Genomic DNA, 21,961 nt, shown 5'->3' on the forward strand with positions numbered 1-21,961 from the left:
ATGGACCATAACAAACTCTGGCTCATCGGCTCCGCGCTGGTGACGAGTGTCATCGTCGTGCTCGGCGCTGTGCTGGGCATTCAGCCGCAGCTCGAGAGCATGACTGCCGCCGACGCGAGCCGCACGGTCGTGCAAGCGACGAATGCCGAACACGTCGCGCTCCTGGCCCGGCTCAAGCACGACTTCAAGAACCTCGACGCGCTCACGACCGAAGCGGATGCGCTCGCCGAGTCGGTTCCGAGCGGCTCGGCCATGCCGGCCCTGGTCGACCAGCTCAACGCCCAGGCTGTGGCCACCGGACTCACGCTCACCGGGATGACCGTGACCGAGGCGGTGCCGTACATGCCGGTTGTTCCGGTCGCGGCGGCGCCCGACGCAGCGGCTGTTCCGGGGGCTGCTCCGGCTCCGGCTGTTCCGGTGGCTGTTCCGGCGGTGGCGCCCGCAGCCCCGGCCCCCAGCACGGCGATCACGTCAACGAACTTCGCCGCCTTTCCGATGCAGGTCACGGTCACGGGCAGCTATGCCGAGGTGCTCGATTTCGTCGCGGGTCTGCAATCCGGGAGCCGGTTGTTCCTCATCGACGGCCTCGGCACAGTCGCGGCACCCGGACTGCCGGGCCTGGTGAACGCGACCATCTCGGGGCTGGTGTATTCGCTCGTGGTGCCGGCGGCGGCATCCGCTGGATAATCGGGCGGCGCGCCGAGTCTCCGTGGCATTTGCTGTGCCCTTGGTACAGTTGAAGTCAGTCACGGCGAAGGCCACGAGGAGTTCAGAATGAGCGACAAGACGCCAACCGACGGCAAGAAGAACCCTGAGACGGATGCTGCAGCAGCGCCCGATTCGAGCGGGCCCGAGCAGGATTCCAGCGACCTGAGCAGCGCCCCCGAGCACGCCGCTGCCGTGGTCCCGCCGGCGGATTCGGTCGCCGAACCCGTTCAGGAGCCCATCGTCATCGACTATGACGCCATCAACGCCAACCTGAGCGCTGCCGAACGCGCCGACGCCGTATCCGCTTCGGCCGACGCCCGCAACCTGGCTCCCATGTCGACGGCCGCTCCGGTCGCGCCCCGCGATGCCGACGCACCGAGCCTCGCCGACGACTACTCCGACTCCTACACTCCCGCCGAAACTGTTCCGGCCACGAGTACCGCCATTGATTCCGAGCCGGCGTCGCCGGTTGTGCCGGTCGCACTCGTCGTGGAAACAGCCGCCGCCGCGGAGACGCCGATCGACTACTCCGTCGTCGAGGCACCCCGCGACGTGCCGGTCTCCACCGCTCCGTCGTACACGCCCCCGGCCCAGTCGCCGATCTACGTGCAGGCACCCACCAAGCCCAAGGACCGCAGCAACCGGGGCGGCGGCATCCTGATCGCCCTCCTCGCCACCGTGGTTTTCGCGGTGCTGTACGCCGTCGCGGCGTTCATCATCATCGGCGTGACGAGCGCGACCATGGCCGTCACCGTGAGCAGCTTCACGTCCTTCGTCGGGCTGCCGAGATTCTACATTCCGGTCATCTTCTTCTTCCTGGCCTATGCCGCCCTGATCGCGCTGGTCAACCGCGGCGGCTGGTGGGCGTACGTGCTGTTCGGTTTCTTCGTCGGCGTCGTGGTGTACTTCTCCTACATCGGCGGGGCCATGCTCGGCCTCGTGATCGACGGCCAGTCTGACGGCCTGACCCCGACCGAACTGAGCCGCATCGTATCGACCCTGTGGCTCAACCCCGGCGCCATCGCCGCTGGGCTCATCGCCCGCGAGGTGCCGATCTGGGCCGGAGCCTGGATCGCCCGCCGCGGTCGCCGCGTCACAGCGAAGAACCTCGAGGCCCGCACCGAGTACGAGCGCCTGCTCGCCGACGGCCCCCAGATCTCCCGCCCCTAGCTCGCCTCGTGTTAGACCGGGCCCGGGCCCGGAAAGTGGGCCCATGATAGATCATGGTCCCGCTTTCCGATCATGGGCCGGGCCGCGGTAGCCCCACCGCGGCCGCACCGGCAGCCGGCGGGCGGGCCTACGCTGGAGCCATGCGGGAATACCGAAAGTACGCGATCACCATGGCGGCCTTCTCGGTCGCCCTCTACGTTGCCCTAATCGTGGCGGCATTCGGCGTGCTCAGCCTGCTGCTCAATCGTGACGTCATCAACGAAACGGATGCCGGCGCCCTCCTCGGCCCCATCATGGTCACCACCGCAGTCCTCGCGCTGGTCTGGGTCATTCTCAGCGCGGTGCTGCGCTCGCCCGAACGCCTGACGCAGGTTCCGCCGTTGCCGATCTTCATCGCGGGAGTTGCCGCCTACCTCGGCTACTGCGTCTCCGGGGGAGTTGTCTACAGTCTCGGCGCCGGCGAACTCTTTCGCTCGGTCATCTTCATCGGCGGCGCAATGACGAGCCCGTTCGCGATCGCCGTCGCCGTGAGCGGCTGGATCATCGCCTTCCTGTTCTTCGTGGTGCTGCTCGCCAAACCGGCTGGCTCCGGCGCTCCCGAGTGGCCCTGGGAGAAGAACGACGACAACTAGACCTTTTGGCAGCTCTCGTCGAGCACTGCCGGCGCGACTTCGCTCATGGGGCCGATGTTGGCATCTCGCGCACGCCCCGCGTACGAGTACCCTTATGCAGTATGGATAGGTCCATCGAGTCGCGCGTCAACCACGAGGTTGAGAACTGGCTGCGTTGGATAACCCGCTGGCGCCCCGCAACGCACCGCGGCCGTGCCCGCCTGTGCCGCCAATGCTTCGGATCCCCGCTCATCGCCTCCGCCGGACTCGCCGTCGACGTTCCCCACGCCGTTCAGCACGCCCTGTCCATGCGCATGAAGATCGTCATCGACGCCTCGGTCGACGAATATACCGAGCGCAATCTGCCGCTGCTCGCGCACGAGCTCAACCTGAGCGAGCGCCGCGAATCCGCCCAGGCCTACCGGCCGGCCGAGGGTCTCGAACCGGAGTTTCGCGGCCTCGACCTCGACCCGCAACCCGCAGCGGATGCCCCCTACCTCTTCACCTTCAGCGAACTCGCCGACCGGCAGCCCCCCGAAACCCAGCCGACACCGCTGACGTCGCCCGATGTCGCAGAGCAGGGACTCCAGCCCGAGCTCCCCGCCCCCGCACCGTTCGAACCGCTCCCGCCGCTCAGCCCCGAAGAGAAGGCAGCGCTGAAGGCCGAGATGCACCTCGCCGACGAGTTCGCCACCCAGGTCGGCCTGCGGGTGTGCGCCCAGCTCGCCCACCAAAAGCCCCGCTTGCTCGCCGCAATCGCGGAATTCGTCGAGCCCCAGGTGCAGGCCCTGCTGGCTGACCTCGAGAGCACCCTCGACTCGCCGCTGTGGCCGCGCAATCCCTAGCCGAGCCGCAGCATCCGCTCCCTTGCTTTCCGGGCCCGGGCCCGGAAAGCGGGACCACGATAGATCATGGGCCCAGCGACCGGGCCCGGGCCCGGAAACAAGAAAACGAGGAAAAAGGGCCGCGCGACGGCGGGCCTGACACGGGGCGCAACCCATTTGACCACGGAGGCTGTGCCGGGCTAGACTTACCGGGTGTGCGCTTTGTCGTGTGCCTGAATTATGCCCTCCTGAGAGCACAGGTGCGAGATTCCACACATGTAGGGCTGGTCAAAGACCACGCCCCCACGGCATACCCACCAAAACACGCGCGAGCAATCGTGTGGGTTCAAGCGGGTCCAGATGAACTCGATCCCACCGTCAGGGAAAGATCGAATGCTAACCATCACAAAGCTGTCACCGTGCAGCAATATCAAGGAGTAATTAGTGCCCACCATTCAGCAGTTGGTCAGGAAGGGCCGTAGCCCCAAGGTCACCAAGACCAAGGCTCCCGCCCTGAAGTCCAACCCGCAGCAGCGCGGCGTTTGCACCCGCGTCTACACCACCACCCCGAAGAAGCCGAACTCGGCTCTTCGCAAGGTCGCCCGCGTCAAGCTTTCCAACGGCACCGAGGTCACCGCCTACATTCCCGGCGAGGGCCACAACCTGCAGGAGCACTCAATGGTGCTCGTGCGCGGAGGCCGTGTTAAGGACCTCCCCGGTGTGCGTTACAAAATCATTCGCGGCGCACTGGACACCCAGGCCGTCAAGAACCGTAAGCAGGCTCGTAGCCGCTACGGCGCAAAGATGGAGAAGAAGTAATGCCCCGTAAAGGACCCGCTCCCAAGCGCCCTGTCATTGCCGACCCGGTTTATGGTGCCCCCATCGTCAGCCAGCTCGTCAACAAGATCCTTCTCGATGGCAAAAAGGGCCTCGCCGAGCGCATCGTATACGATGCCCTCGCCGGAGTCTCCGCCAAGAACGAGCTGGATGCCGTTGTCACGCTGAAGAAGGCACTCGACAACGTTCGTCCGACCCTCGAGGTGCGTTCGCGCCGCGTCGGTGGTTCCACCTACCAGGTGCCCGTCGAAGTGAAGCCGCACCGTGCCAACACGCTGGCACTTCGCTGGTTGACCAGCTACGCCAAGGCTCGTCGCGAGAAGACCATGACCGAGCGCCTCACCAACGAGATCCTCGACGCGAGCAACGGCCTCGGTGCCGCTGTCAAGCGTCGTGAAGACACTCACAAGATGGCTGAAGCGAACAAGGCCTTCGCGCACTACCGCTGGTAGTTAGAACCATCGAGCATTCCTGATCAGCAGGCGGGCGCGTGTGAAACACGCGCCTGCCCAGCTGCTCGGCGGATGCTCCAGGCCTTGTTCCGCATTCCCACCCCCTACCCGCTGGAGGACCCCCGTGGCACTTGACGTGCTCACCGACCTGAGTAAGGTCCGCAATATCGGCATCATGGCTCACATTGATGCTGGCAAGACCACCACGACTGAGCGCATCCTGTTCTACACGGGTGTCAACCACAAGATCGGCGAGACCCACGACGGCGCCTCGACGATGGACTGGATGGCGCAGGAGCAGGAACGTGGCATCACGATCACCTCCGCTGCGACGACCTGTTTCTGGGACAACAACCAGATCAACATCATCGACACCCCCGGACACGTGGACTTCACCGTTGAGGTGGAGCGTTCACTCCGCGTTCTCGACGGTGCTGTTGCCGTGTTCGACGGCAAGGAGGGCGTTGAGCCCCAGTCCGAAACCGTGTGGCGTCAGGCCGACAAGTACGACGTGCCCCGCATTTGCTTCGTCAACAAGATGGACAAGCTCGGCGCCGACTTCTACTTCACGGTCGACACCATCATCAAGCGCCTCGGCGCGAAGCCGCTGGTCATCCAGCTGCCGATCGGTGCAGAATCTGAATTCGAGGGTGTTGTCGACCTCGTTCAGATGCGTGCGCTGACCTGGCGCGGCGACTCCAAGGGTGACGTGGAGATGGGCTCGAAGTACGCCATCGAAGAGATCCCTGCTGACCTCGTCGAGAAGGCTGCCGAGTACCGCAAGCTCCTGCTCGAGACCGTCGCCGAAACCGACGACGACCTCATGGAGCGTTACTTCGCCGGCGAAGAGCTGACGGTTGCCGAGATCAAGGGCGCCATCCGCAAGCTCACCATCAACAGTGAGATCTACCCGGTTCTCTGTGGTTCTGCGTTCAAGAACCGCGGCGTTCAGCCGATGCTCGACGCTGTCATCGATTACCTTCCGACGCCGCTCGACGTGCCTGCCATTGAGGCACACGACCCGCGCGACGAAGAAAAGGTCATCATGCGTCACCCCGACGCCGAGGAGCCGTTCACGGCTCTCGCTTTCAAGGTTGCGGTGCACCCGTTCTTCGGTCGCCTCACTTACGTGCGCGTGTACTCGGGCCGCCTCGACTCCGGAGCCCAGGTCATCAACTCGACCAAGGGCAAGAAGGAGCGCATCGGCAAGATCTTCCAGATGCACGCCAACAAGGAGAACCCGGTCGGTTTCGTTACCGCCGGTCACATCTACGCGGTCATCGGCCTCAAGGACACCACCACGGGCGACACCCTGTGCGACCCGAACCAGCAGGTCGTACTCGAGTCCATGACGTTCCCTGACCCGGTTATCGAGGTCGCTATCGAGCCGAAGACCAAGCAGGACCAGGAAAAGCTGGGCCTTGCCATTCAGAAGCTCGCCGAAGAAGACCCCACCTTCCGTACCGAACAGAACCAGGAAACTGGCCAGACGGTAATCAAGGGAATGGGTGAACTTCACCTGGACATCCTGGTCGACCGCATGAAGCGTGAATTCAACGTTGAGGCGAACGTCGGCAAGCCCCAGGTGGCGTACCGCGAAACGATCCGCAAGGCCGTTGAGCGTCACGACTACACGCACAAGAAGCAGACCGGTGGATCCGGCCAGTTCGCGAAGATTCAGATCGCGATCGAGCCGATGGAAATCACTGCTGAGAAGTCGTACGAGTTCCTCAACAAGGTCACCGGTGGCCGTATCCCGCGTGAGTACATCCCCTCGGTGGATGCTGGAATTCAGGATGCGCTCCGCGTAGGCATCCTGGCCGGCTACCCGATGGTGGGTGTTCGAGCCAGCCTGCTTGACGGTGCTGCGCACGACGTCGACTCCTCGGAGATGGCCTTCAAGATTGCCGGTTCGATGGGCTTCAAGGAAGCCGTTCGTAAGGCGAACCCCGTTCTGCTCGAGCCGCTGATGGCCGTCGAAGTTCGTACCCCTGAGGAATACATGGGTGACGTAATCGGAGACCTCAACTCGCGTCGTGGGCAGATCCAGACCATGGAGGATGCGCAGGGCGTGAAGGTAATTCGCGCTCACGTTCCACTGTCGGAGATGTTCGGATACATCGGTGACCTGCGGTCTAAGACCAGCGGCCGTGCGGTGTACTCGATGACGTTCGAGAGCTATGCGGAGGTCCCGAAGGCAGTTGCCGACGAGATCATCAACAAGAACAAGGGCGAATAGCCCCTAAGGTGGCCTTCGGGCCAAAATCGCTTCGGCCACCTGGCCCTAGTAACATAAGTAGACACATCCAGCGCATACCGGCCGCTCATAACGGCGGCCGTGAATTTGCACGCGAGTCCTGAGGAGGACCCACAGTGGCCAAGGCCAAGTTCGAGCGGACAAAGCCGCACGTAAACATCGGAACGATCGGTCACGTTGACCACGGAAAGACCACGCTGACTGCAGCGATCTCCAAGGTTCTTGCCGATAAGTTCCCGTCCAAGATCAACGTTCAGCGCGACTTCGCGTCGATTGACTCGGCTCCGGAAGAACGCCAGCGCGGTATCACGATCAACATTTCGCATGTTGAGTACGAGACCGACAAGCGCCACTATGCGCACGTCGATGCTCCGGGCCACGCTGACTACATCAAGAACATGATCACCGGTGCTGCTCAGATGGACGGCGCAATCCTCGTGGTTGCCGCTACTGACGGCCCGATGGCTCAGACCCGTGAGCACGTTCTTCTCGCCAAGCAGGTCGGCGTTCCGACCCTGCTCGTCGCGCTGAACAAGGCCGACATGGTTGATGACGAAGAGATCATGGAGCTCGTTGAGCTCGAAGTTCGTGAACTTCTCTCCAGCCAGGGTTTCGATGGCGACAACGCCCCCGTCATCCAGGTCTCCGCACTCAAGGCGCTTGAAGGCGACGAGAAGTGGACCGGAAACATCCTTGAGCTCATGAAGGCTGTTGACGAATTCATTCCCGACCCGATCCGCGACAAGGACAAGCCGTTCTTGATGCCGATCGAGGACGTCTTCACGATCACCGGCCGTGGCACCGTTGTTACGGGCCGCGCCGAGCGTGGAACCCTCAAGATCAACTCCGAGATCGAGATCGTCGGCATCCGCCCGACGCAGAAGACCACGGTTACCGGTATTGAGATGTTCCACAAGCAGCTCGACGAGGCTTGGGCCGGCGAGAACTGTGGACTTCTTCTTCGTGGCACCAAGCGCGAAGACGTTGAGCGCGGCCAGGTCGTCGTCAAGCCGGGTTCGGTTACGCCGCACACCGACTTCGAGGGCACCGCGTACATCCTCAGCAAGAACGAGGGTGGCCGTCACAACCCGTTCTACGCGAACTACCGCCCGCAGTTCTACTTCCGCACCACGGACGTCACCGGCGTCATCACGCTGCCCGAGGGCACCGAGATGGTCATGCCTGGCGACACCACCGACCTGACTGTCGCGCTGATTCAGCCGATCGCCATGGAAGAGGGCCTCGGCTTCGCTATCCGTGAAGGTGGCCGCACCGTCGGCGCCGGCACGGTGACCAAGATCATCAAGTAGTCTTTCTCTACTGATCTCCTGAAAGGGGTCGGGCCTTCGGGTCCGGCCCCTTTTTTGCACCCCGAATGAAATCGAATATTTCAAGCGGATGACGATGGCTCATTACCCGACGCGGGATTGGGAATATCCGGTTATGGTCTGCGCATGCAGATATCGAAACTGGAAATGCGCATCCTCCTGGGGATCGCGATCGTTGTGGTGGCGATTCTCGCCGTGGTGATCGTGCCCCGCCTGTCCGGGTCCGCTCCCGCTGCGCAGTCATCAATCGCCCGGGTGACGCCAACCCCGACGCCATCGCCGATCCCTACGTCCTCACCAACACCAACAGCCCAGACCGAACAGCAGATTCTCGACAGCATCGTGACCAGCACCGTCAGCGTCTACAGCGTGCTGGTTTGCGACAGCCTTAAAGAATACGCCGCCCTGTCAATTCCAGAGATCATCACCAAGGTGCTCGCCGAATACCCGACCACCGGCCTGTCCGACCAATCACGTCAGCTCATGGCTCAGCGTGTGCTCACCGAATCCACGGCGAAGAGCTGCCCAGAGCAGAGTCCGCGAGTGGCCGCTGGAATCGTTCAGGGCTAGGTCAACCTCAGCACTGAAACGGATGCCCGTGGCCAGTCGGCCGCGGGCATCCGCTGGTATCGCGCGCGACACGCCGCGCGCGACACGCCCGGGTTGCACGAAGGGGCAACTCTGTGGCAGACTCTTCTAGTTCAACACTTTCGGCGTGCGCTACGCGTCGCCGGAATCACTGCCAGGCAGTGCATAGTCGCGTCACACCCTTTCGAATAACACTTGTCGAAATGCGCAGATCGCAGGCTAGGCCGCAGGGAGCAGAGCGCAGCATAAATCAACGATCTGGTCGGCGTGGGTAAAACCGTGCCGTCCCCCGGGTTCTGCTTCTGGGAGTCGACGTTGACGATGAGCGTCGTTTATTCGTACGTGATTCGAAATTGACATATGAACAGTGGTGCTAATAGCAGCAGTGCTACTACGGCGTCCAATGCAACCTCGGCAAATCCTGCCGTTGTCTGTAAGACGCCTCGACAGAGAGAGAGTTCGACATGGCGGGACAGAAGATCCGCATTCGACTTAAGTCGTATGACCACGAGGTCATCGACATTTCGGCGCGCAAGATCGTCGACACAGTGACCCGTGCGGGCGCTACAGTCGTCGGCCCGGTGCCGCTTCCGACCGAGAAGAACGTGGTGTGTGTCATCCGTTCCCCTCACAAGTACAAGGACAGCCGGGAGCACTTTGAAATGCGCACCCACAAGCGTCTGATCGACATCATTGACCCGACCCCGAAGGCCGTTGACTCGCTCATGCGCCTCGACCTTCCGGCCGACGTCAACATCGAGATCAAGCTCTAGGGCCCGCGATGTCTTACTCCGATACCAAGACCACCAAGGGTCTCCTCGGCAAGAAGCTCGGCATGACCCAGGTGTGGGACGAGAACAACAAGCTTGTTCCCGTTACCGTCATCGAGATCGCGCCGAACGTTGTCACGCAGATTCGTACCAAGGCCGTCGACGGCTACAACGGCGTTCAGATCGCCGCTGGCCCCATCGACCCGCGCAAGGTCAACAAGCCCCTTGCCGGTCACTTCGACAAGGCCGGCGTCACGCCGCGTCGCCACATCACCGAGCTCCGCACCGCGGATGCCGCTGACTACAACCTGGGCCAGGAACTCACCGTTGACGGTGTCTTCGTTGCCGGCACCAAGGTTGACGTCATGGGCACCAGCAAGGGTAAGGGTTTCGCCGGTGTTATGAAGCGTCACAACTTCAAGGGTGTCTCCTCCTCTCACGGTTCGCACCGCAACCACCGCAAGCCCGGTTCCATCGGTGCTTCCTCGACCCCGAGCCGTGTCTTCAAGGGCATGCGCATGGCCGGTCGTATGGGTGGCGAGCGCGTAACCGTGCTGAACCTCAAGGTGCACGCTATTGACGCCGACAAGGGCCTCATGCTCGTCAAGGGTGCCGTTCCCGGTGCTCGTGGCCGCCTCGTATTCGTTCGCAACGCAGTGAAGGGAGCCTAGTCATAATGGCTACAGCACTCGACATCATTGACGCCAAGGGCAAGAAGGCGGGCTCAGCCGAGCTTCCCGACGAGCTCTTCGACGTTCCCGCCAACATTCCTCTCATCCACCAGGTCGTTGTTGCGCAGCTCGCTGCCGCACGCCAGGGAACGAGCAAGGTCAAGCGCCGTGGAGAAGTTTCCGGTGCCGGCCGCAAGCCGTTCAAGCAGAAAGGAACCGGTCGCGCTCGTCAGGGCTCGATCCGCGCTCCTCAGATGACCGGTGGTGGAATCGTCCACGGACCGACCCCGCGCAGCTACGACCAGCGCACCCCGAAAAAGATGATCGCCGCAGCCCTCAAGGGTGCACTGAGCGACCGCGCCCGCGGTGGCCGCCTGCACATCGTCGAGGCACTGTTCACGGCTGAGACCCCCAACACCAAGGTTGCCCTGGAGCTGCTCACGCAGATCGCCACGAGCAAGCACGTGCTGGTCGTCCTCGAGCGTACCGACGAGACCACGTTGCGCAGCATTCGCAACATCCCGACGGTGCACATCCTTTCGTGGGATCAGCTCAACGCCTATGACGTGCTCGTCAGCGACGACATTGTCTTCACCACCGGCGCGTTCAACGCGTTCGTGGAGAGCAAGACCAAGAAGGAAGAGGTGGCCGCATAATGACTATCGCGACCAACAAGGACCCCCGCGACATCATCATCTCTCCGGTTGTCTCTGAAAAGAGCTACGGCCTGATTGACGAGGGTAAGTACACCTTCATCGTTGACCCCCGCTCGAACAAGACGGAGATCAAGCTCGCGATCGAATCGATCTTCAAGGTGCAGGTCGCTTCGATCAACACCCTGAACCGCGTGGGCAAGACTCGCCGCACCAAGTTCGGCATGGGCAAGCGCAAGGACACCAAGCGTGCCATTGTCACGCTCAAGTCTGGTTCCATCGACATCTTCACGGCCGTCGGCTAAGCGACAGGCAGAGGGATAACTAATGGCTATTCGTAAGTACAAGCCCACGACCCCGGGTCGACGCGGTTCATCCGTTGCCGACTTCGCGGAAATCACGCGTTCCACCCCGGAGAAGTCGCTTCTGCGTCCGCTCTCCAAGACCGGTGGACGTAACAACCAGGGCCGCATCACGACCCGTCACATCGGTGGTGGCCACAAGCGCCAGTACCGCGTGATCGACTTCAAGCGCAACGACAAGGACGGCGTCAACGCCCGCGTCGCTGAAATTGAATACGACCCGAACCGCACGGCGCGCATCGCGCTCCTGCACTTCATCGACGGCACGAAGCGTTACATCATCGCGCCGAACAAGCTCAGCCAGGGCGACATCATCGAGTCGGGAGCCGGGGCTGACATCAAGCCCGGCAACAACCTGCCGTTGAAGAACATCCCCACCGGTACCATCATTCACGCGATCGAACTGCGTCCGGGTGGTGGCGCCAAGATGGCCCGCTCCGCCGGTTCGTCTGTTCGCCTCGTCGCGAAGGAGGGCGTCTACGCCCAGCTTCGTCTGCCGTCTGGTGAAATCCGCAACGTGGATGCTCGCTGCCGCGCGACGATCGGCGAGGTCGGCAACGCCGAGCAGTCGAACATCAACTGGGGCAAGGCCGGACGTATGCGCTGGAAAGGCGTTCGCCCGACCGTTCGTGGTGTTGCCATGAACCCGGTCGATCACCCGCACGGTGGTGGTGAGGGTAAGACGTCCGGTGGACGTCACCCCGTCAGCCCCTGGGGCCAGAAGGAAGGGCGCACCCGCCACCCGAATAAGGAAAGCGACAAGCTCATTGTTCGTCGCCGCACCGTCGGCAAGAAGCGTAAGTAGGAGTAGACGATGCCAAGAAGTCTTAAGAAAGGCCCTTTCGTTGACGACCACCTGCTTCGCAAGGTGTTCGCGGCGAACGAAGCCAAGAGCAAGAACGTAATCAAGACCTGGTCGCGCCGCTCGATGATCATCCCCGACATGCTCGGACACACCATCGCAGTGCACGACGGACGCAAGCACATCCCGGTGTTCGTCACCGAGAGCATGGTCGGACACAAGCTCGGTGAGTTTGCGCCCACCCGCACCTTCCGTGGACACGTGAAGGACGACAAGAAGGGCCGTCGCCGCTAACGCGGGGACGTGAAGGAGGAGAAGAAATGGTGGAGTCGATCGCACGCGTGCGTCACATCCGCGTTACCCCCCAGAAGGCTCGTCGCGTCGTCAACATGATCCGCGGCAAGCAGGCGCACGAAGCGCTGGGAATTCTGAAGTTTGCGCCCCAGGGCGCTTCCGACCCGGTCTACAAGCTGGTGGCCTCGGCCATCGCCAACGCCCGAGTCAAAGCAGATGCAGCCAACACGTATCTGGACGAGCAGGACCTGTTCATCAGCCGGGCATTCGTTGACGAGGGTACGACCCTCAAGCGCTTCCAGGCTCGTGCCCAGGGTCGCGCATTCGAAATCAAGAAGCGCACCAGCCACATCACGGTTGTGCTCACCACTCCTGAGGAGGGTACGAAGTAATGGGTCAGAAAGTAAACCCCTATGGCTTCCGTCTGGGAATCACCACCGATCACGTATCGCGTTGGTTCTCCGACTCGACCAAGCCAGGTCAGCGTTACGCTGACTTTGTTGCAGAAGACGTCAAGATCCGTCGCCTGCTGAGCACCAGCCTTGACCGTGCCGGCGTCAGCCGCATCGAGATCGAGCGCACTCGTGACCGTGTTCGCGTTGACATTCACACCGCCCGTCCGGGCATTGTGATTGGTCGCCGCGGCGCCGAGGCCGAGCGCATCCGCTCTGACCTCGAGAAGCTCACCGCCAAGCAGATCCAGCTGAACATCCTCGAGGTCAAGAACCCCGAGCAGGATGCCCAGCTCGTCGCGCAGGGTATTGCCGAGCAGCTCTCCGCTCGTGTGGCTTTCCGCCGCGCGATGCGCAAGGGCCTGCAGGGTGCACAGCGCGCCGGCGCCAAGGGTGTTCGCATCCAGGTGTCCGGTCGTCTGGGTGGCGCCGAGATGAGCCGCAGTGAGTTCTACCGCGAAGGCCGTGTGCCCCTGCACACCCTGCGTGCGAACATCGACTACGGCTTCTACGAAGCCAAGACCACCTTCGGCCGTATCGGCGTGAAGGTCTGGATCTACAAGGGCGACATCACCAACAAGGAACTCGCTCGCGAGCAGGCCAACGCTAAGTCGTCCCGCCCCGAGCGTCGTGACGATCGACCGCGCCGTGCACCTCGGGCAGATGCTCCGGCAGCGGCACCGGTCGCAGCAGGAGTTGAGGCTAAATAATGTTGATTCCACGTAGAGTCAAGCACCGCAAGCAGCACCACCCGGGTCGCACCGGCCACGCTACTGGTGGCACCACGGTGTCCTTCGGTGAGTACGGCATTCAGGCGATGACCCCCGCGTATGTGACCAACCGTCAGATCGAGTCCGCTCGTATCGCCATGACGCGTCACATCAAGCGTGGCGGAAAGGTGTGGATCAACATCTACCCCGACCGCCCGTTGACCAAGAAGCCGGCCGAGACCCGCATGGGTTCCGGTAAGGGTTCGGTCGAGTGGTGGGTTGCCAACGTCAAGCCGGGTCGCGTTCTGTTCGAGCTCAGCGGTGTCACCGACGCCGTTGCGAAAGAGGCGCTCACCCGCGCAATTCACAAGCTGCCCCTCAAGGCACGCATCATCAAGCGCGAGGAGGGCGACGCATAATGGCGATCGGAACCAAGGAGCTCGCCTCAGTCGAGCTCGATACTTTTGACAATGAGAAGCTGTTCGACGAGCTGAAGAAGGCCAAGGAAGAGCTGTTCAACCTGCGCTTCCAGTCGGCTACCGGTCAGCTCGAAAGCCACGGCCGCCTCCGCGCGGTCAAGCGCGACATCGCTCGCATCTACACGGTTCTCCGTGAGCGCGAGCTGGGCATTCGTGCCACCCCGGTCGTAGCCCCGGCTCCGGCCAAGGCCGAAAAGGCCGAGAAAAAGACCAAGAAGGCCAAGGCCGCAGTGGAGTCCACCGACGACGCTGCAGCTGAGGCCGTCGAGACGAAGGAGGCCTAGTCATGGCGAAGACTGACGAAACGGTCGTCGCGGGCGAAGCCACCGAGCTCGTACGCGGATACCGCAAGACGCTGCGTGGTTACGTGACCAGCGACAAGATGGACAAAACCATCATTGTCGTGGTTGAAGACCGCGTGAAGCACCCGTTGTACGGCAAGGTCATCCGCCGTACATCCAAACTGAAGGCGCACGACGAGGCGAACTCCGCCGGCATCGGCGACCTGGTCCTGATCAGTGAGACCCGTCCGCTCAGCGCTTCCAAGCGCTGGCGCCTGGTCGAGATTCTTGAGAAGGCCAAGTAAGCCTCGCGCTTACTTGACGTAAAGGAGTTATAAAGTGCTTCAGCAAGAATCACGAGTACGGGTTGCCGACAACAGCGGCGCCAAGGAACTCTTGACCATCCGCGTTCTCGGTGGCTCCGGCCGTCGTTACGCCGGCCTGGGCGACGTCATCGTCGCCACGGTCAAGGATGCAATCCCGGGCGGAAACGTCAAGAAGGGTGACATCGTCAAAGCTGTCATCGTTCGCACCAAGAAGGAGACCCGTCGTCCAGACGGCTCCTACATCAAGTTCGATGAGAACGCTGCAGTGATCTTGAAGGCAGACGGTGACCCCCGCGGCACCCGAATCTTCGGACCGGTCGGTCGCGAGCTTCGCGACAAGAAGTTCATGAAGATCATCTCGCTGGCACCGGAGGTTATTTAATCATGGCCAGAATCAAAAAGGGTGACCTCGTTCAGGTCATCAGCGGCCGCAGCCAGGCTCGCGGCGGGGACCGTGGCAAGCAGGGCAAGATCATCTCCGTCGACGTCGAGAAGAACCGTGTCCTCGTTGAGGGCATCAACTTCGTGACCAAGCACGTTCGCGTCGGACAGACCCAGCGCGGCACCAAGACGGGCGGCATCGAGACTTTCGAAGCCCCCATCCATGCGTCCAACGTTGCCATCGTCGACCCGGAGACCAAGAAGCCGACCCGCGTCGGCTTCCGCCAGGAAGAGGTAACGAAGGACGGCGTCTCCAAGACGGTCCGCATTCGTTACGCCAAGAAGTCAGGGAAGGACCTCTAATGACTGACACCGCAGTTGTTGAAGGCACTGGCGGAGCCACGCTCGTCAAGGCCCTGCCGCGTCTGAAGCAGAAGTACCGCGATGAGATCAGTGCCAAGCTCTCCGCAGAACTCGGCTTCACCAACGTGCACCGCATCCCCACCCTGACGAAGATTGTCGTCAACATGGGTGTCGGAGAAGCAGCACGCGACGGCAAGGTGATGGACGGTGCGGTTTCTGACCTCACCAAGATCACCGGCCAGAAGCCGCAGGTCACCAAGGCCCGCAAGTCCATTGCGCAGTTCAAACTGCGTGAGGGACAGCCCATCGGCGCCCACGTCACACTTCGTGGCGACCGCATGTGGGAGTTTCTGGACCGGCTGCTCAGCCTGGCCCTTCCTCGCATCCGTGACTTCCGCGGTCTGTCCGACAAGCAGTTCGACGGTGCGGGCAACTACACCTTCGGTCTGACCGAGCAGGTCATGTTCCACGAGATCGACCAGGACCGCATTGACCGCGTTCGCGGCATGGACATCACGGTCGTCACGACCGCGAAGACCAACGACGAGGGTCGCGCGCTGCTCAAGGCGCTCGGCTTCCCGTTCAAGTCGGACGACGCCAAGTAGCAGTTCCTCACAACAGAGGAACAAATTCAACTAGAGTTGGGAGCTTGCGCTCAGTAAGGCTCTCAACGTGTTGAGGACTTCAGGTCCGGCGTAATAACTTCACCCGGGGACCGGCCGACCGGCCGGTCCCCTCACCACCACAGGTCGCCATTCGGTAACGGATGAGCGAAACCAGGCGAGAAAGGCACCACAAAATGACAATGACAGATCCGGTCGCAGACATGCTGACCAGACTGCGCAACGCGAACTCGGCATATCACGACACCGTGTCCATGCCGCACAGCAAGTTGAAGGCGCACATCGCTGACATCCTCAAGGCTCAGGGTTATATCTCTGCCTGGACGGTCACCGATGCAACAGTAGGCAAGACCCTCACGCTCGACCTGAAGTTCGGTCCGAACCGTGAGCGTTCCATCGTCGGCATCAAGCGGGTTTCCAAGCCCGGACTGCGCGTGTACGCAAAGTCCACTGAGATCCCCACGGTTCTCGGTGGCCTCGGCGTTGCCATCCTGTCCACCTCCAGCGGTCTGCTCACCGATCGCCAGGCTGAGAAGAAGGGCGTAGGCGGAGAAGTTCTCGCCTACGTGTGGTAACCGAGAATGTCACGTATTGGTAGAAAGTCCATTGAGATCCCCGCTGGGGTCACGGTCGTCGTTGACGGCCAGGCCGTATCGGTGAAGGGCCCCAAGGGCGAGCTCGCGCTTGTCGTTGCAAAGCCCATCGCGGTCAAGGTTGAGGACGGTCACGTTTTCGTCACCCGTCCGAATGACGAGCGCGATTCGCGTTCGCTCCACGGCTTGAGCCGCACCCTGATCAACAACCAGATCATCGGCGTAACCGTTGGTTACTCCAAGGGTCTTGAAATCGTCGGTACCGGTTACCGCGCGGCGCAGAAGGGCACCTCCGTTGAGTTCGCCCTCGGCTTCTCGCACCCGGTCGTCGTCGAGCCGCCCGTTGGCATCGTTTTGACCGTTGAGAGCGTCAACAAGCTCACGGTCAGCGGAATCGACAAGCAGGCCGTCGGCGAGGTCGCCGCCAACATCCGTAAGATTCGCAAGCCAGAGCCCTACAAGGGCAAGGGTGTGCGTTACGCCGGCGAGATTGTTCGCCGCAAGGCCGGAAAGAGCGGTAAGTAACCATGGGACTCGGAACTAGAGGCAAGAGCAAGGCCGCAGCCCGCGGACGTCGTCACACACGTCTTCGCAAGAAGATCGAGGGAACGGCGCTTCGCCCGCGCCTCGTCGTCACGCGCTCGGCTCGCCACGTATTCGTTCAGGTCGTCGACGACAGCAAGGGTTTCACCCTTGCGTCGGCCTCCACGCTCGAAACGGACTTGCGCACCTTCGATGGTGACAAGACCGCCAAGGCCCGCAAGGTCGGTGAGCTTGTTGCTGAGCGTGCGAAAGCCGCCGGCATCGAAGCCGTTGTATTTGACCGTGGTGGCAGCAAGTACGCAGGACGCGTCGCAGCCATCGCCGAGGGAGCTCGAGAGGGTGGATTGAACCTGTGAGCACTGAAAAGATCGAAACCACAGCACCTGTTGCTGCCGTTGCCGAGGCACCGGTTGAAACCGCTGCCTCCACGACCCCGCCGCAGAACGAGCCTCGCGAGGCTCGTCGTGGTGGCCGTGAGCGCAACCCGAACAAGGACCGCGGAAGCCGCGATGCCGACAAGAGCCAGTTCCTGGAGCGCGTCGTCACCATCAACCGCGTTTCGAAGGTCGTCAAGGGTGGTCGTCGCTTCAGCTTCACCGCTCTCGTCGTCGTCGGCGACGGTAACGGCCTGGTCGGCGTTGGATACGGTAAGGCCCGCGAGGTCCCGACCGCTATCTCCAAGGGCGTCGAAGAAGCGAAGAAGAACTTCTTCCGCGTTCCTCGCGTTGGCCTGACCATCCCGCACCCCGTCCAGGGTGAAGCCGCAGCCGGCGTCGTTCTGCTTCGTCCGGCAGCAGCAGGTACCGGCGTTATCGCCGGTGGCCCGGTGCGCGCCGTACTCGAATGCGCTGGCATCCACGACGTGCTGAGCAAGTCGCTCGGTTCGTCGAACACCATCAACATCGTGCACGCCACGGTCGAGGCACTGCACCAGCTCGAAGAGCCGCGTGCGGTTGCGGCTCGCCGCGGTCTCGCCTACGAAGACGTGGCTCCGGCCCGTTTTCTTCGTGCCGACGCTGCTGCAGCTGCAGCGGCCGCAACCGCGAAGGCAGGTGCCTGATGGCCCAGCTGAAGATCACACAGATCAAGTCCAAAATTAGTGAGAAGCAGAACCAGCGCGACACTCTTCGCAGCCTGGGTCTGCGACGCATTGGCGCCGTTACGATCCGCGAGGACAACTCGCAGAATCGTGGCTACGTCAACACCGTCGCTCACCTCGTAAAGGTCGAGGAGATTGACTAATGGCTGACGAGAAGGAAGCTACCAAGGTAGCCGACAAGCCCGCCACGAAGAAGGCTGCTGCCCCCAAGAAGGCCGCAGCACCGAAAAAGGCCGCTGCCCCCAAAAAGGCAGCTGTTGCAGCAGAGCCCACTGAGCCCCGCGAGCACGTGCTGAAGGTACACCACCTTCGCCCGGCGCCCGGAGCGAAGAAGGCCCGCCAGCGCGTTGGCCGTGGTGAAGGATCCAAGGGTAAGACCGCGGGTCGAGGCACCAAGGGCACCAAGGCACGCTATAGCGTGCGCGTCGGCTTCGAGGGTGGGCAGATGCCTCTGCACATGCGCACCCCGAAACTGCGTGGGTTCAAGAACCCGTTCCGCGTCGAGTACCAGGTTGTCAACCTGGAAAAGCTCGAACTGCTCTACCCGAACGGCGGCGATGTCACCATTGCCAGCCTGATCGCCAAGGGTGCGGTTCGTGACAACGAAAAAGTCAAGGTTCTTGGAACCGGTGAAATTACCGTTAAGCTGAACGTGACGGTCGACAAGGTCTCTGCTTCCGCTGAGCAGAAAATTGTCGCCGCGGGTGGATCTGTAAAGTAAGTCCGTAGACGCTCAATCGAGCTTGTCGAATCCGTCAATCGAGTAAATCGTTTGGTGTGATTCGACAAGCTCGATCGTTTTAAGTCGATCTGCCGCTTTACAACGATATGCACTGTCGATCTGCGTAAAAATCTGGAGGCCTTTTTGTTTAGCGCCATTGCGCGGATCTTCCGCACACCCGACCTTCGTAAGAAGATCGGCTTCACCCTGGGCATCATTGCTCTGTTCCGTCTGGGCTCTTTCGTACCGGCCCCGTTCGTGGACTTCGGCAATGTGCAGCTGTGTCTCGCAGCCAACCAGGGCACGAGCGGCCTCTACGAGCTCGTCAACCTGTTCAGTGGTGGCGCCCTGCTCCAGCTGAGCGTCTTTGCGCTCGGCATCATGCCGTACATCACGGCATCGATCATCGTGCAGTTGCTGCGTGTGGTCATCCCCCACTTCGACACCCTCTACAAGGAGGGTGCATCGGGCCAGAGCACTCTGACCCAGTACACGCGTTACCTCACCATCGCCCTGGGTATTCTTCAGTCGACCACGCTGATCACGGTGGCTCGAAGCGGCGCCCTGTTCGGGACATCCGCCAGCACCGAGTGCACGCAGCTGATCACCAACGACGCCTGGTACGCCATCATGCTCATGGTCATCACGATGACCGCCGGTACCGGCGTCATCATGTGGATGGGTGAGCTCGTCACCGAGCGCGGCGTCGGCAACGGCATGTCGCTCATGATCTTCATCTCGATCGCCGCCCTGTTCCCCGGCTCGCTCGCCTCGATCGGCCAGCAGCAGGGTCCCGACACCCTCATCATCGTTCTGATCGTTGGAATCCTGGTGGTCGCCGGCGTGGTCTTCGTCGAGCAATCGCAGCGGCGAATACCCGTGCAGTATGCCAAGCGCATGGTTGGTCGGCGCACCTACGGCGGCAACAACACCTACATTCCGATCAAGGTCAACATGGCCGGCGTGATCCCCGTGATCTTCGCCTCCTCGCTGCTGTACCTGCCGGCCCTGCTCGCGCAGTTCAACCAGCCGGCTGCCGGAACTGAAGCGCCGGCCTGGGTGGTCTGGATCTCGCAGAACCTCACCGGTGGCGACCAGCCGCTCTACATGGCCATGTACTTCCTGCTCATCATCGGCTTCACCTACTTCTACGTGGCCATTACGTTCAACCCCGAAGAAGTCGCCGACAACATGAAGAAGTACGGCGGGTTCATTCCCGGCATTCGCGCCGGCCGCCCGACCGCCGAGTACCTCGACTTCGTGCTGACCCGCATCACGCTCCCCGGCTCGATCTATCTGGGCCTGATCGCGCTCATCCCGCTGATCGCGTTCTCGGTCATCGGCGCCGACCAGAACTTCCCGTTCGGCGGCGCGAGCATTCTCATCGTCGTCGGCGTGGGGCTCGAGACGGTCAAGCAGATCGACTCGCAACTGCAACAGCGACACTATGAGGGGCTTCTTAAATGACGCGCTTACTACTGATCGGCCCGCCCGGCGCGGGTAAAGGCACCCAGGCCGAGCGCCTCGCGCTCGCCTTCGACGTTCCGGCCATTTCCACCGGCGACATCTTTCGCTACAACGTGACCAACAACACCCCGCTCGGGCTCGAGGTCAAGTCGTTCATGGACGCCGGCGCCTACGTGCCAGACTCCCTCACCAACGCGATCGTCGCTGACCGCCTGAAAGAAGCGGATGCTGCCAACGGCTTTCTGCTCGACGGCTACCCGCGCACAACCGATCAGGTCGCTGAGCTCGATCGCCTACTCGTTTCCGGCGGCACCCAGCTCGACGTGGTCGTTCTGATCACCGCCGACACCGACGAGGTTGTCGCCCGCCTGCTCAAGCGTGCAGCCGAGCAGGGCCGCGCGGACGACACGGCCGAAGTCATCCGTCACCGTCTTGACGTCTACGCCGAGCAGACCGCTCCGCTCATCGATGTGTACAGCGCCCGCAGCCTCGTCGTCACCATCGACGGACTCGGTGCCGTTGAAGTGGTCACCGACCGCATTCTCGCTGCGCTGGCCGAACGCGGCCTGCGCCCCGATAGCAGCACTCTCTAGCACCAGTTTGGGGCTGGGTCGAAAGGCCCGGCCCATCATCATGTGCACCACCAGGTTATGCACGCAAACAATGAATATTTGCTCCCGTTCTCGGAGCTAGTTTGTAGGAAATCAGTGAGTCTTCGACGTTCCATCTACAAAAACCCAGCCCAGCTGCGCCTCATGGTGGCACCGGGACTGGCCACCGCGGCATCACTCAAAGCTGCCCGCGCGGCCATGGTCATCGGCGCGACCACCCTCGATCTTGATGCCGCGGCTGAGGCCGCCATCGTCCTGCTCGGCGGCAAGCCGAACTTCAAACTTGAACAGGGCTACCACCACACGGTGTGCGCTTCGGTGAACGACGACGTCGTGCACGGGATCCCATCTGCACGTCGCCTCGGCGCCGGCGATATCGTCTCGATCGACAGCGGTGCGATTATCGAAGGCTGGAACGGTGACGCCGCGTTCAGCTTCGTTCTCCCCGACGAGACGCGCCCCGAGCTCGTCGCTGAACGCCAGAAGCTGTCCGACGTGACCGAGCAGTCGCTCTGGCACGGCATCGCCCGCCTGCACACCGCGCGCCACCTGAACGAGGTCGGCGACGCCATCGAGGACTACATCGAGTCGCAGGGCAGCTACGGAATTCTCACCGACTACGTCGGCCACGGCATCGGTCGCTCCATGCACGAAGCCCCGCCGGTGTTCAACTACCGCGTGCGCCAGAAGGGGCCTGATGTGAAGCCGGGCCTCGTGGTGGCCATCGAGCCGATGGTCGTGCTCGGCTCAATCGATACCTACACTCGCGATGACGACTGGACCGTCGCGACGAGCGACGGCAAGGCCGCCGCGCACTGGGAACACAGCATCGCCGTGCACAAGGACGGCATCTGGGTGCTCACCGCCGAGGACGGCGGGGCCTCCGGTCTCGCCCAGTTCGGAATCGTTCCCGTCCCAATTCCGTAGTCTCGCGCGCGTCGTGCCTGTGGCAGTCTCGACGGGCTCGACCAGCGGAGGGTGGCGC

Annotated in this window: 32 protein-coding genes; all 32 read left to right on the plus strand. The window is 62.3% G+C overall.

Annotated features, from left to right (window positions below; all coding sequences use genetic code 11):
* The 32 genes from QMF22_RS00850 to map all read left to right on the plus strand — a co-directional run bounded on the left by QMF22_RS00850 (position 1) and on the right by map (position 21,903).
* The gene (locus QMF22_RS00850; RefSeq protein WP_283449344.1) at positions 1-687 is read left to right on the plus strand and encodes a hypothetical protein; all 687 of its coding nucleotides are present in this window, start codon (positions 1-3) and stop codon (positions 685-687) included.
* A gap of 87 nt (positions 688-774) precedes the next feature.
* Complete coding sequence (locus QMF22_RS00855) at positions 775-1,878, plus strand: DUF805 domain-containing protein (protein ID WP_283449346.1); 1,104 nt, start codon at positions 775-777, stop codon at positions 1,876-1,878.
* 140 nt (positions 1,879-2,018) lie between these two features.
* Positions 2,019-2,510: a DUF6121 family protein gene (locus QMF22_RS00860; RefSeq protein ID WP_283449349.1), complete on the plus strand. Its 492-nt coding sequence runs from the start codon at positions 2,019-2,021 to the stop codon at positions 2,508-2,510.
* A 101-nt stretch (positions 2,511-2,611) separates the two neighbouring features.
* Positions 2,612-3,334, plus strand: a complete 723-nt coding sequence (locus QMF22_RS00865; RefSeq protein ID WP_283449351.1) for a spermidine/putrescine ABC transporter substrate-binding protein — start codon at positions 2,612-2,614, stop codon at positions 3,332-3,334.
* A gap of 423 nt (positions 3,335-3,757) precedes the next feature.
* Positions 3,758-4,132 (plus strand): 30S ribosomal protein S12, encoded by a 375-nt coding sequence (gene rpsL, locus QMF22_RS00870; RefSeq protein ID WP_035834602.1) that lies wholly within the window; start codon positions 3,758-3,760, stop codon positions 4,130-4,132.
* Positions 4,132-4,602, plus strand: a complete 471-nt coding sequence (gene rpsG / locus QMF22_RS00875) for a 30S ribosomal protein S7 (protein WP_092107221.1) — start codon at positions 4,132-4,134, stop codon at positions 4,600-4,602. The genes rpsL and rpsG overlap by 1 nt, the downstream gene beginning before the upstream one ends.
* Positions 4,603-4,726: 124 nt before the next feature.
* On the plus strand, positions 4,727-6,841 hold the full coding sequence (gene fusA / locus QMF22_RS00880) for an elongation factor G (RefSeq protein WP_092107223.1): 2,115 nt from the start codon (positions 4,727-4,729) through the stop codon (positions 6,839-6,841).
* 134 nt (positions 6,842-6,975) lie between these two features.
* Positions 6,976-8,169: an elongation factor Tu gene (tuf, locus tag QMF22_RS00885; RefSeq protein WP_283449366.1), complete on the plus strand. Its 1,194-nt coding sequence runs from the start codon at positions 6,976-6,978 to the stop codon at positions 8,167-8,169.
* Positions 8,170-8,313: 144 nt separating this feature from the next.
* On the plus strand, positions 8,314-8,757 hold the full coding sequence (locus QMF22_RS00890; RefSeq protein ID WP_283449368.1) for a hypothetical protein: 444 nt from the start codon (positions 8,314-8,316) through the stop codon (positions 8,755-8,757).
* Positions 8,758-9,239: 482 nt separating this feature from the next.
* Positions 9,240-9,548, plus strand: a complete 309-nt coding sequence (gene rpsJ, locus QMF22_RS00895; RefSeq protein ID WP_035834607.1) for a 30S ribosomal protein S10 — start codon at positions 9,240-9,242, stop codon at positions 9,546-9,548.
* 8 nt (positions 9,549-9,556) lie between these two features.
* Entirely contained in the window at positions 9,557-10,216 is a 660-nt protein-coding gene (gene rplC, locus QMF22_RS00900; RefSeq protein ID WP_092339443.1) for a 50S ribosomal protein L3, read from the plus strand.
* 5 nt (positions 10,217-10,221) lie between these two features.
* A complete protein-coding gene (rplD, locus tag QMF22_RS00905) occupies positions 10,222-10,872 on the plus strand; it encodes a 50S ribosomal protein L4 (RefSeq protein ID WP_092107231.1) in 651 nt (216 codons plus the stop codon).
* Positions 10,872-11,174: a 50S ribosomal protein L23 gene (rplW, locus tag QMF22_RS00910; RefSeq protein ID WP_283449392.1), complete on the plus strand. Its 303-nt coding sequence runs from the start codon at positions 10,872-10,874 to the stop codon at positions 11,172-11,174. The genes rplD and rplW overlap by 1 nt, the downstream gene beginning before the upstream one ends.
* Positions 11,175-11,196: 22 nt before the next feature.
* A complete protein-coding gene (gene rplB, locus QMF22_RS00915) occupies positions 11,197-12,036 on the plus strand; it encodes a 50S ribosomal protein L2 (protein ID WP_092339441.1) in 840 nt (279 codons plus the stop codon).
* A 9-nt stretch (positions 12,037-12,045) separates the two neighbouring features.
* Positions 12,046-12,327 (plus strand): 30S ribosomal protein S19, encoded by a 282-nt coding sequence (gene rpsS, locus QMF22_RS00920; RefSeq protein ID WP_092107237.1) that lies wholly within the window; start codon positions 12,046-12,048, stop codon positions 12,325-12,327.
* Positions 12,328-12,353: 26 nt separating this feature from the next.
* Positions 12,354-12,719 (plus strand): 50S ribosomal protein L22, encoded by a 366-nt coding sequence (rplV, locus tag QMF22_RS00925; RefSeq protein ID WP_035880249.1) that lies wholly within the window; start codon positions 12,354-12,356, stop codon positions 12,717-12,719.
* Complete coding sequence (gene rpsC, locus QMF22_RS00930; RefSeq protein WP_092107240.1) at positions 12,719-13,489, plus strand: 30S ribosomal protein S3; 771 nt, start codon at positions 12,719-12,721, stop codon at positions 13,487-13,489. Before rplV ends, rpsC begins: the two co-directional genes overlap by 1 nt.
* Positions 13,489-13,908: a 50S ribosomal protein L16 gene (gene rplP, locus QMF22_RS00935; RefSeq protein ID WP_283449400.1), complete on the plus strand. Its 420-nt coding sequence runs from the start codon at positions 13,489-13,491 to the stop codon at positions 13,906-13,908. The genes rpsC and rplP overlap by 1 nt, the downstream gene beginning before the upstream one ends.
* Positions 13,908-14,252: a 50S ribosomal protein L29 gene (rpmC, locus tag QMF22_RS00940; protein WP_134345342.1), complete on the plus strand. Its 345-nt coding sequence runs from the start codon at positions 13,908-13,910 to the stop codon at positions 14,250-14,252. Before rplP ends, rpmC begins: the two co-directional genes overlap by 1 nt.
* A gap of 2 nt (positions 14,253-14,254) precedes the next feature.
* Entirely contained in the window at positions 14,255-14,554 is a 300-nt protein-coding gene (gene rpsQ / locus QMF22_RS00945; RefSeq protein ID WP_283449404.1) for a 30S ribosomal protein S17, read from the plus strand.
* A 34-nt stretch (positions 14,555-14,588) separates the two neighbouring features.
* Positions 14,589-14,957 carry a 50S ribosomal protein L14 gene (rplN, locus tag QMF22_RS00950; RefSeq protein WP_092451145.1) on the plus strand — a complete coding sequence of 123 codons (369 nt, stop codon included), beginning with the start codon at positions 14,589-14,591 and terminating at the stop codon, positions 14,955-14,957.
* A 2-nt stretch (positions 14,958-14,959) separates the two neighbouring features.
* Complete coding sequence (gene rplX / locus QMF22_RS00955) at positions 14,960-15,319, plus strand: 50S ribosomal protein L24 (RefSeq protein ID WP_283449409.1); 360 nt, start codon at positions 14,960-14,962, stop codon at positions 15,317-15,319.
* On the plus strand, positions 15,319-15,924 hold the full coding sequence (rplE, locus tag QMF22_RS00960; protein ID WP_283449411.1) for a 50S ribosomal protein L5: 606 nt from the start codon (positions 15,319-15,321) through the stop codon (positions 15,922-15,924). Before rplX ends, rplE begins: the two co-directional genes overlap by 1 nt.
* 194 nt (positions 15,925-16,118) lie before the next feature.
* Positions 16,119-16,517, plus strand: coding sequence for a 30S ribosomal protein S8 (rpsH, locus tag QMF22_RS00965; protein WP_104083772.1), 399 nt, complete (start codon positions 16,119-16,121; stop codon positions 16,515-16,517).
* Positions 16,518-16,523: 6 nt separating this feature from the next.
* The gene (rplF, locus tag QMF22_RS00970) at positions 16,524-17,060 is read left to right on the plus strand and encodes a 50S ribosomal protein L6 (RefSeq protein ID WP_283449415.1); all 537 of its coding nucleotides are present in this window, start codon (positions 16,524-16,526) and stop codon (positions 17,058-17,060) included.
* 2 nt (positions 17,061-17,062) lie between these two features.
* Positions 17,063-17,434, plus strand: a complete 372-nt coding sequence (gene rplR, locus QMF22_RS00975; RefSeq protein ID WP_092107252.1) for a 50S ribosomal protein L18 — start codon at positions 17,063-17,065, stop codon at positions 17,432-17,434.
* Positions 17,431-18,138: a 30S ribosomal protein S5 gene (rpsE, locus tag QMF22_RS00980; RefSeq protein ID WP_369827303.1), complete on the plus strand. Its 708-nt coding sequence runs from the start codon at positions 17,431-17,433 to the stop codon at positions 18,136-18,138. Before rplR ends, rpsE begins: the two co-directional genes overlap by 4 nt.
* On the plus strand, positions 18,138-18,320 hold the full coding sequence (gene rpmD, locus QMF22_RS00985) for a 50S ribosomal protein L30 (protein ID WP_066597599.1): 183 nt from the start codon (positions 18,138-18,140) through the stop codon (positions 18,318-18,320). The genes rpsE and rpmD overlap by 1 nt, the downstream gene beginning before the upstream one ends.
* Positions 18,320-18,898, plus strand: coding sequence for a 50S ribosomal protein L15 (gene rplO / locus QMF22_RS00990; protein ID WP_283449421.1), 579 nt, complete (start codon positions 18,320-18,322; stop codon positions 18,896-18,898). Before rpmD ends, rplO begins: the two co-directional genes overlap by 1 nt.
* 144 nt (positions 18,899-19,042) lie before the next feature.
* Positions 19,043-20,365: a preprotein translocase subunit SecY gene (gene secY / locus QMF22_RS00995; RefSeq protein ID WP_092339425.1), complete on the plus strand. Its 1,323-nt coding sequence runs from the start codon at positions 19,043-19,045 to the stop codon at positions 20,363-20,365.
* Positions 20,362-20,958, plus strand: a complete 597-nt coding sequence (locus tag QMF22_RS01000) for an adenylate kinase (RefSeq protein ID WP_283449424.1) — start codon at positions 20,362-20,364, stop codon at positions 20,956-20,958. The genes secY and QMF22_RS01000 overlap by 4 nt, the downstream gene beginning before the upstream one ends.
* Positions 20,959-21,072: 114 nt before the next feature.
* Entirely contained in the window at positions 21,073-21,903 is an 831-nt protein-coding gene (gene map / locus QMF22_RS01005; RefSeq protein WP_283449426.1) for a type I methionyl aminopeptidase, read from the plus strand.
* The last annotated feature ends 58 nt before the right edge of the window (positions 21,904-21,961 follow it).

Origin of the sequence: Cryobacterium sp. PH31-L1 (assembly GCF_030063145.1) — a bacterium.
In the GTDB taxonomy this organism is placed as follows: domain Bacteria; phylum Actinomycetota; class Actinomycetes; order Actinomycetales; family Microbacteriaceae; genus Cryobacterium.